Source organism: Alteromonas sp. AO-Serp, from assembly GCF_017849675.1.
GTDB lineage: Bacteria > Pseudomonadota > Gammaproteobacteria > Enterobacterales > Alteromonadaceae > Alteromonas > Alteromonas macleodii.
In genome coordinates this window covers 1-8,410 of record NZ_JAFLMX010000344.1, presented here as the reverse complement: position 1 = coordinate 8,410, position 8,410 = coordinate 1, and the positions used below count along the sequence as shown (strand labels likewise).

The window sequence follows — 8,410 nt, the reverse complement described above, 5'->3', positions numbered from 1 at the left end:
ATCTCGACGGGTGAGCGGCGGTTGTTTTCGGCCGGTCTCTCCTGCCCCTACACCTTTCACAGAGCGCAGTAGCGACATAATATCGCCGTGAGTATCGACATAGTTCTTAGTAATCACCCGTTGCAAAGAAAGGCCCGACTGCTTGAAGCCATTTATCCATTGTGCGGTTGTCGGCATATAAGTTTCGGCTTGCGGAAGCTGCGCTACTTTGCGCGCCGTTTTAAGTTCACTAAATGACCCCGCCACCATAATGGCCAGTTCGGCAAGACCACCGTTTTTAAGCACTCGCGCTATCTCATTGGCAACAAGCCCAGTATCACTGACCCACTGAAGCGCCATAGATGAAAATACGGTTGAAAATTGGCTATCAGAGAAAGGCAAATCAACAGCACTACCTTCTACGAAAATGGGGTCAGAGTACATTTTTCTGGCCTGCGCCAACATGCCCTCGGCAATGTCTACGCCAGTTGCAGCTGCACCTTTATTTGCAAGGGTTTGGGTATGAATGCCAGTACCACAGCCGATATCAAGAGCCTTACCCTGTAAGGCTATAGGTAAGTTCTTTATTGCCTGCTTGGCAATAATGCGCTGAACACTTGCAATACTGTTGTACTGCGCAGCCGCTTTTGAAAAGCGATGTGCCACGTCCTGCTCATTAATTGTTGAAGCAGTATCATCGCGTTCAGCTTTTGCAGCGCCTTTAGTTGTTATAGAGCCTTCGGCTGTAATATAGCCCTCAGTTTTTGCCTTCTCCTCGGCATTCAAATGTGCCGCAGCTTTGGAAGAGCAATCAGAAGGGTAAGCAGTTTTAACTGTGAGAGTCCCTTTAGCGTTCGTCGCTCTCTCAGATTCAAAAGATGTCTCGGACGAAAAAGCCCCGTTTGCCTTAAAAGCCGCCTGCGCCGCGTCACGCGACAGCTTACCGTCGAAGAGACTTCTCGATTCTGCCGACATAGCAGCTTTTACAGCGGGACTTAGTGACATCGTTACATCTCTTTTTTACTTACAGAGTCAGGAGCATTCACAGCGCTGTCTGATTCTTTTTCTACTGAAGTCTCACTTAACGCCGAGTTATTAAGTGAAAGCTCTAGGGCATCAAGCAATACGTCAATATCTTGTGATGTATGATTTGACGTAACCGTTATGCGCAGCCTGTCTTGGTTTTTCGGTACAGTAGGCTGTCTGATAGCCGTTGCCCAAATGCCGCGCTGCTTTAGCCCGTCACTTAGCGCTATCGCGCGCTCCGGGCTACCAACAATAATGGGCTGAATCGCGCTTTGCGATTGCCCCAAGGTGATTTCAATTGATGCGTCGCCTTTCTCGCTTGTATTAAGTGTCTGTCCAAAGCGTTTTTGAAACGACTCTCTGAAATAGGTGATATTGGTTTGTAGCGTCTCGCGGCGGGCAGTATCACTGGCGATATGTGTAAGAGAGTACAAGGTCGCCACCGCTTGTGCTGGTGGCATGGCAGTGGAATACACGTAGTGTTTAGAAAAATTCACCAGATAATCAATTAGGGTTTGGCTTCCCGCAATAAAGGCTCCGGCCGTGCCCACTGCTTTGCCAAATGTTCCCATAACAATAGGCGCTTGTTGCTGGCTTAAGTTTAGTGCTTCTGCTGTGCCGAAGCCGTTTTCACCCAATACACCCATACCGTGTGCATCGTCTAACATGAACCATGCATTATATTTAGCGGCCAGTTCAGCGATACCTTCACAAGGCGCTACGTCACCGTCCATACTAAACACACCTTCACTGGCAATCAGAATGTCTTGCTGGTTTGCATCAGAATTACCAACCACATCGGGCACCTGGCTTTGACAAACGTTTGATAGCATGCTCTCTAAATGACTTAGATCGTTATGCTTGAAACGGCGAAGCTTAGCACTGTCAGATACACATTGCGCACCCTCTAAAAACGAAGCGTGCATGAGCTTGTCGGCAATAATATGACCCGCACTCGCGCTTTTATTAGGGTGAGACATGTGAGGAAAAAGTGCCATGCACAGTGCCTGATTGGCGGCAAAGCCAGAGTTAAACAACAGCGCAGCTTCTCGGTTTAACCCATCGGCAATGTAGGCTTCTAGCGCCAAATGAGCCTGTGTGTGCCCAGTTACCAAAGGCGATGCACCACTGCCACCACCAAATTGCGCTAGCCCCTCAACCCAACTTTGCAATACACCCCCATGCTGGCGCATGCCTAGGTAGTCATTGCTTGAAAAATTAAGGTAGTGCTCACCGTTAATACAAATAATGCTGTCTTTTTCGTATTGCTGGCAGTGGCGCTGGCGCAGCAAGCCTTGCTCGGCACGCGCGCTCAGCGAATCGTCTAACCAGTGAAAGGCCATTACACCTCCGTTAAATGCTGTTTCTTTGGCGCTACCTTAGGCTTGGTTGCATCAATAAACAAGTCGTTACTGTCGTCGGCTTGTTCTTGTTGCTGGGCAATTTCTTCTTCCAACACTTGTTGATGTGCTTCGTCTGAGTAATCCCTTGTACGCTCAGTATTAATACCAAGCTTTTTGAACAGCATAACATCTTCATGGGTATCTGGGTTTGACGTAGTTAACAGCTTGCAGCCATAGAAAATAGAATTCGCGCCTGCCATAAAACAAAGCGCCTGCATTTGTTCGTTCATCGCTTCGCGGCCTGCCGACAAGCGCACATGTGACTTGGGCATCATGATACGAGCCACGGCAATAGTGCGGATAAACTCAAAATAGTCCAGGTCTTCTACGCTATCGAGTGGCGTACCTTTTACTTTAACCAACATGTTAATAGGCACACTTTGAGGCTGCTCAGGAAGGTTAGCTAATTGCACTAACATACTAGCCCGATCGCTCACCGTTTCTCCCATGCCCACAATCCCCCCAGAGCAAACGTTCATGCCTGCAGCACGCACGTTCTCTAAGGTATTCAATCGGTCTTGGTAAGTACGGGTCGTGATAATATCGCCGTAGTATTCCGGAGAGGTATCAAGGTTGTGATTATAATAATCAAGGCCCGCTTGCTTTAATGCCACAGCTTGATCCCGGGTCAACATACCCAGCGTCATGCAGGTTTCTAAGCCTAAGCTTTTCACCTCTTCAACCATTTTCAAAATGTAAGGCATGTCTCTGTCGCGTGGATTTCGCCAAGCAGCTCCCATACAAAAACGGGTTGAGCCTACTTGCTTTGCCTCTTTCGCACGCTGGATAACCTTTTCAATTTCTAGCAGGCGCTCTTTTTCTAGGCCCGTATCATAACGGGCACTTTGTGGACAGTACTTGCAGTCTTCAGGACATGCACCGGTTTTAATCGACAAAAGCGTGCTAACCTGCACTTCATTCGGATTAAAATGCTGTCTATGCACCACTTGGGCATTAAACAGTAAATCGTTAAATGGCATGGCAAACAAAGCTTCGACTTCGGCTTTGGTCCAATCGTTTCGAATAGTTGTCGTTTGCGCAGAATGCGCACTAGCCAGCGTCATTGACTGTCCTTTACTAATTATTATTGCTGGCTTAGTCTATGCCCCAATATCGAGTTGTCAACTCTGACCAATTTCAAACCTTTACCAATGGTTAATTTGTGAACAGTATAGAATTTGATAAACAACACATTTGGCACCCCTATACCTCAGCGGTTAATCCCCTTCCCTGCTATGAAGTAGTTGGTGCAAAAGGCGCTGAACTTACCTTGGCCACAAGTGAAGTATTAGTAGACGGCATGTCTAGCTGGTGGGCTGCTATTCACGGCTACAACCATCCTGTACTCAACGATGCTGCGCACAAGCAAATTGACGCATTTTCTCACGTTATGTTTGGCGGTATTACCCACCAGCCGGCGGTAGATTTGTGTAAATCGTTACTTAACATGGTGCCGGCAGGTTTAGAGCGTGTATTTTTAGCAGACTCTGGCTCAGTGTCTGTTGAAGTTGCGATAAAGATGGCGATTCAGTATTGGGCATGCCAAGGGCGCACAGAGAAGTCGCGCATTGTCGCGCCGCGCAATGGCTACCACGGCGACACGTTCGCTGCAATGAGCGTGTGCGATCCCATTAACGGTATGCATAGTTTATTTGAGGGTGTACTGAGCAAGCAGATTTTTGCGCCCGCCCCTCAAACTCGCTTTGGGCAAACGTTTAGCGAAGATGACATTCTTCCGCTTGAAGAGATTTTTGAAAAACATCACCACACCATGGCTGCCCTCATCTTAGAACCCGTTGTTCAAGGTGCGGGAGGCATGCGTATTTATCACCCCGAATACTTAAAGCGCTGCCGCCAGCTTTGCGATACCTACGACGTGCTTCTAATTTGCGATGAAATTGCTACTGGCTTTGGCCGTACAGGCAAACTCTTTGCTTGCGAGCATGCAGGCATTTCGCCTGACATTATGTGTTTGGGTAAAGCGATTACCGGCGGTTATATGACCCTTGCCGCGACCATGTGTACCGAAGATGTGGCATTAGGAGTTTGCCAAGGTGAGCCGGGCGTTTTTATGCACGGTCCAACCTACATGGGAAACCCGTTAGCTTGTACAGTGGCCAATGCTAGTCTATCGCTCATCAACCAAAACCATTGGCAGCAACAAGTTCCTGCCATTGAGAAACAATTACAAAGCGAATTGGCAAAATGTGCAGACTTACCGCGAGTTACCGACGTAAGGGTGTTAGGTGCTATAGGGGTAGTCGAGACGGCAAATCCAGTCAACGTAGCCGAAATTCAACGCCATTTTGTGAAACAAGGCGTGTGGATACGTCCATTTGGGAAGTTGGTATACATTATGCCTCCGTACATCATATCTTCCGAGCAATTAAGTAGGTTGACCCACGCCATTTACACAGCCTTGAAATAACAAGAGAGGTTGTTAGGCTATTTACTTACTTTTTGTCCATACAAGAGATTTAACATCGAATCGCCTGTTTATTGAAAGTGAAAACCTCTTTATGCAACGTGCATATATCGAATATTAAACGGGTACTTAATAGTGAGTCTTTATAGCGAGTTTTAAATGATAGTGCGTGTTTTAGATAAAGTTGTATTTGCAGTTTTGTTTATCATCACACTACAAGTCCCCATTTTGGCGGATCACTATCGCCAATACCTTAATGGTTATTACGACGCCTTGCGTGATGAAGTTTCTAGTTCTTCAGTATTGGCAAAACAGCATGGCTTCTCTTCTGTTGAAGCCATGCTTGATAGCTTACAGAAAAACAGCGAACCCGTTGTGCGCGAAAACGCGTCCATGAAAGCTGCTCGCTTTGCGCAGATCACTACTTTAGAACAAGGTATGAGAAAGCTAGAACACGGCCATTATTTTGAAAAGCTCGTGTTTATGGCCTCACCTTCTCAATATGAAACGCTTAAACGCGTGCTCGATAATTTCAGTCCGTCTGTGCCGCTAACACCTTCCTCAATAGTATTTAGTTTAGTTACCGCTATATTACTTAACCTGTTAATTTGGACACCGCATTTCTGCTACTGTCAGGTTAAGAAATTAAAAGACAGGCCGAAGCGTTACTCTTACAGGTAGTGCCCACAAAGCGCCTGACTTGATAGCTCCTGTAAGGATCCCCCTATCAGAGTCCCCCTGTAGAAATATGAAACTGTGCCTGCTTTAGCGCATATCTCTCTCGCATTTCAATGAGCGGGCACTCGCCTAAACCGCCCCTATAGTTCCTCGCTCTAGCAGCGTCTTTAACATCAAATTCCCCTTGTACGAGCATCAGGAAGTTGCTTCATAAGAGTTGGCATTCTTGATGCAACACTAATTGTGAGAGTTGTGTTGAAGGATTGCTGGCTTTAAGAAACAACTATCAAGAATAAAAGATAAACGCTTGATAAACAGCAGCTTAAACACAAAGAGTTATACAGGAGATATTTATATGCCAACAGATGCACAATTATTAATCGGGAAAGTGTTGCAAATAAAAGACAAAATTATTGCAAAACGCCACTGTATTCCAAGCGACCTAAAAGCGGAGTGGAATACGCTAGATGAGCAAACAGCGTGTTTTGAAAGTGAGGCGCTTTATAGAACTGCTGTGAAAGGCCAGGAAATGAATAAGCACATCGAATATAAAGGTTCGGTAAAAGAGCTTTCTCAACTGGTGAAGCAGCTTAAAACTTTAAATAAAAAGGTTAACGTTACACAAGTCCGTCATTAAGGCCTCAAGCATTCGTCGTGCCTAAGGCCTAAGCCAAAATTTGTGTTACTTTTTCTTTTTAAGGAGTACTAATGTTCTTACTTTACGCGTGCCATAGCTGGCAAGTCGTAGAAAGTCTTCGCGGGCAACCGGAATGTGCTGATACTCAACAGGCTGCCCCTCACTTGCATCAGGATCGTGCAGATAATAGCAGTGAGAATCGCAGCTTGTAATTGCTACCCAGTGCGGTACCTTTTTCTTATCAAAAGCGTAGGTACTGATTAGGCACAGAACCGCACCGCCGGCTTTGAGGGTTTGGTCAATAACATCCACCCGCCAGTCAGAGATTTCGACAGAAATGCCTTTTTTGCGTGCTTCTGCCATAAATTGTTGTTCAACATTTTCGACAATCTCTTTCTTGTTAGCATCTCTTACACCATCAACAAAGAGCGGGACGTCTCGATTAATCACCACTTTTGCTGCATAACCTTCGTTTACCGCAGCAAGCGCTAACCCCACCGGATGACAACCACCGTGACCTGACATCATGAATATCGTGGTAGCAGTACGCCACAACGACAGTTCTTTTTCCTGTGTCATTTCATAGCGATTGTTTAACGCACACATTGCCATCATCAGTGCCGATGGACCACAGGTAAAATCTGTCGTTTGCTGGTACCACGGATAAATTTCTGGTTTAACCGACTTACTGGGCACCAATACTTTTTGCATACGCAGAGCATCAGTGTGATCGTCATAGTAATCGGTATACATACCGAACTGACTAAAACCTAACTTTTTATACAGAGCAATGGCGCCAGCATTACCTACTGCTACTTCCAGGCGCATAAATCGCTTTCCCCGCAAAAGCGCCCGCTCCCCCAAGCTGTTTATTAGCTTTTCAGCAACGCCAAGCCCACGTGCTTCTGGCAATACCGCAATAGAATACAGTCTAGTAAGCTGCGTTCCACGACGAAGCAGCAACAACCCATAGCCCACGATGCTGTTCACACCTTGCTTGTTCTTGTCGTGCTTCGCATTCTCACTCGAAGGCTCACGTTCGGCTACAATAAGCTCTGCATGCTGTGCATCAATGTAAAATTTAAACCGGCTTTTGCTTAGCCTGTCGGTGGTAAAACAGGTTTGCTCGATATGCTGCAGCGAAGCAAGATCTTGTAATGTCGCCACACGCAGCACTACATTTGATTGCGTGGAAGGCGCAACGACATCTTTTGTCGGTTCACCAATCGACGCGCCCTCTGTTAGGTCATGTACGCTATTTACGCTTTTCAGTGGACTTGCACTATTCACTTCAGTTACTCGCTCAGCCGATGTAATCATCGCCCTCTCTGCTCCAACCTGTCAGCAAATTCCTGCATAATTAATTCGTACAGTTCTTTGCCTAAATATTTATCTTCGACGCCCGAGTCGATGCTTGGGTTGTCGTTTACTTCAATAACATAAACCGCATTACCGGTTTGCTTGATATCTACACCATACAAGCCATCACCCACCGCTTTAGCGGCCTTGATAGCGGCTTGTAGTACCGGCTTAGGTACTTCAAACGTTGGCATTGTGGCAAATCCACCCGAAGAGAATCGATCTCCCTGATGGTTGTAAATCTGCCAATGGTTGCGCACCATAAAGTACTGACAAGCATAGATAGGTTTGCCACCTAAAACACCAATTCGCCAGTCGAACTCAGTAAAAATATATTCCTGAACAAGAACAAGTGCTGATTCAGCCAACATCTGTTCTAAACGCGTTTTCAGCGCTTCTTTATTTTCAGCTTTGTGCACACCGCGCGAAAACGAGCTTTCAGGCAGCTTTAATACCAACGGCAAACCAAAGTCAGCAATTAACTTATCGCATACTTCATCGGTAGCGCTCGATACAAAGGTCGCTTTTGGCGCAGGCACTTTCTGATAGGCAAACGCATCCTGCAAGTACACCTTATTACAACAGCGCAATATTGACTGCGTATCGTCCATTACCACAATGCCTTCTCGCTCAGCGGCGCGTGCTAGTCGATAGGTATGATGGTCAATCGCTGTCGTTTCACGAATGAACAATGCATCATAGTGTCCCAATTCTTCTTGCGACAGGCGGCTCACCACATCAGCACGAAAGCCCACTTTTTCAGCTGCTTTCACAAAGTTTTTAATGGCGCGTTCATCACTAGGAGGTGTGCTCTCTTCTGGATTAACCAAGATAGCCATATCCCAACGTGTGCGTTTGCTCGTTTTACCGGCTTTCCATTGTATTTTTGTGTGCGCTTCTAAT

7 protein-coding genes and 1 pseudogene are annotated in these 8,410 nt (G+C 46.4%); 3 read left to right on the top strand and 5 right to left on the bottom strand.

The annotated features are described in order from the left end of the window. The 3 genes from QVA83_RS21515 to bioB all read right to left on the bottom strand — a co-directional run. The coding region (locus QVA83_RS21515; RefSeq protein ID WP_287498954.1) for a methyltransferase domain-containing protein at nucleotides 1-984 on the bottom strand (984 nt) is incomplete at its 3' end. Between the two features lie 2 nt (nucleotides 985-986). Continuing rightward, entirely contained in the window at nucleotides 987-2,348 is a 1,362-nt protein-coding gene (locus QVA83_RS21510; protein ID WP_156078135.1) for an aminotransferase class I/II-fold pyridoxal phosphate-dependent enzyme, read from the bottom strand. Beyond that, nucleotides 2,348-3,472, bottom strand: coding sequence for a biotin synthase BioB (bioB, locus tag QVA83_RS21505; protein ID WP_156078134.1), 1,125 nt, complete (start codon nucleotides 3,470-3,472; stop codon nucleotides 2,348-2,350). The genes QVA83_RS21510 and bioB overlap by 1 nt, the downstream gene beginning before the upstream one ends. Before the next feature lie 98 nt (nucleotides 3,473-3,570). Here bioB and bioA point away from each other — a divergent pair, with 98 nt between their 5' ends. The 3 genes from bioA to QVA83_RS21490 all read left to right on the top strand — a co-directional run bounded on the left by bioA (nucleotide 3,571) and on the right by QVA83_RS21490 (nucleotide 6,148). Further along, nucleotides 3,571-4,836 carry an adenosylmethionine--8-amino-7-oxononanoate transaminase gene (gene bioA / locus QVA83_RS21500; RefSeq protein ID WP_156078133.1) on the top strand — a complete coding sequence of 422 codons (1,266 nt, stop codon included), beginning with the start codon at nucleotides 3,571-3,573 and terminating at the stop codon, nucleotides 4,834-4,836. 156 nt (nucleotides 4,837-4,992) lie between these two features. Continuing rightward, nucleotides 4,993-5,514, top strand: a complete 522-nt coding sequence (locus tag QVA83_RS21495; protein WP_014997871.1) for a DUF2937 family protein — start codon at nucleotides 4,993-4,995, stop codon at nucleotides 5,512-5,514. A 304-nt stretch (nucleotides 5,515-5,818) separates the two neighbouring features. Further along, entirely contained in the window at nucleotides 5,819-6,148 is a 330-nt protein-coding gene (locus QVA83_RS21490) for a hypothetical protein (RefSeq protein ID WP_231514746.1), read from the top strand. A gap of 45 nt (nucleotides 6,149-6,193) precedes the next feature. Here QVA83_RS21490 and QVA83_RS21485 read toward each other — a convergent pair whose 3' ends face one another. Both QVA83_RS21485 and QVA83_RS21480 read right to left on the bottom strand, forming a co-directional pair. Beyond that, on the bottom strand, nucleotides 6,194-7,468 hold the full coding sequence (locus tag QVA83_RS21485; protein ID WP_156078131.1) for a GNAT family N-acetyltransferase/peptidase C39 family protein: 1,275 nt from the start codon (nucleotides 7,466-7,468) through the stop codon (nucleotides 6,194-6,196). Further along, nucleotides 7,465-8,410: pseudogene (locus QVA83_RS21480) on the bottom strand (RimK family alpha-L-glutamate ligase); the annotation flags it as partial. The gene QVA83_RS21485 and the pseudogene QVA83_RS21480, both read right to left, overlap by 4 nt.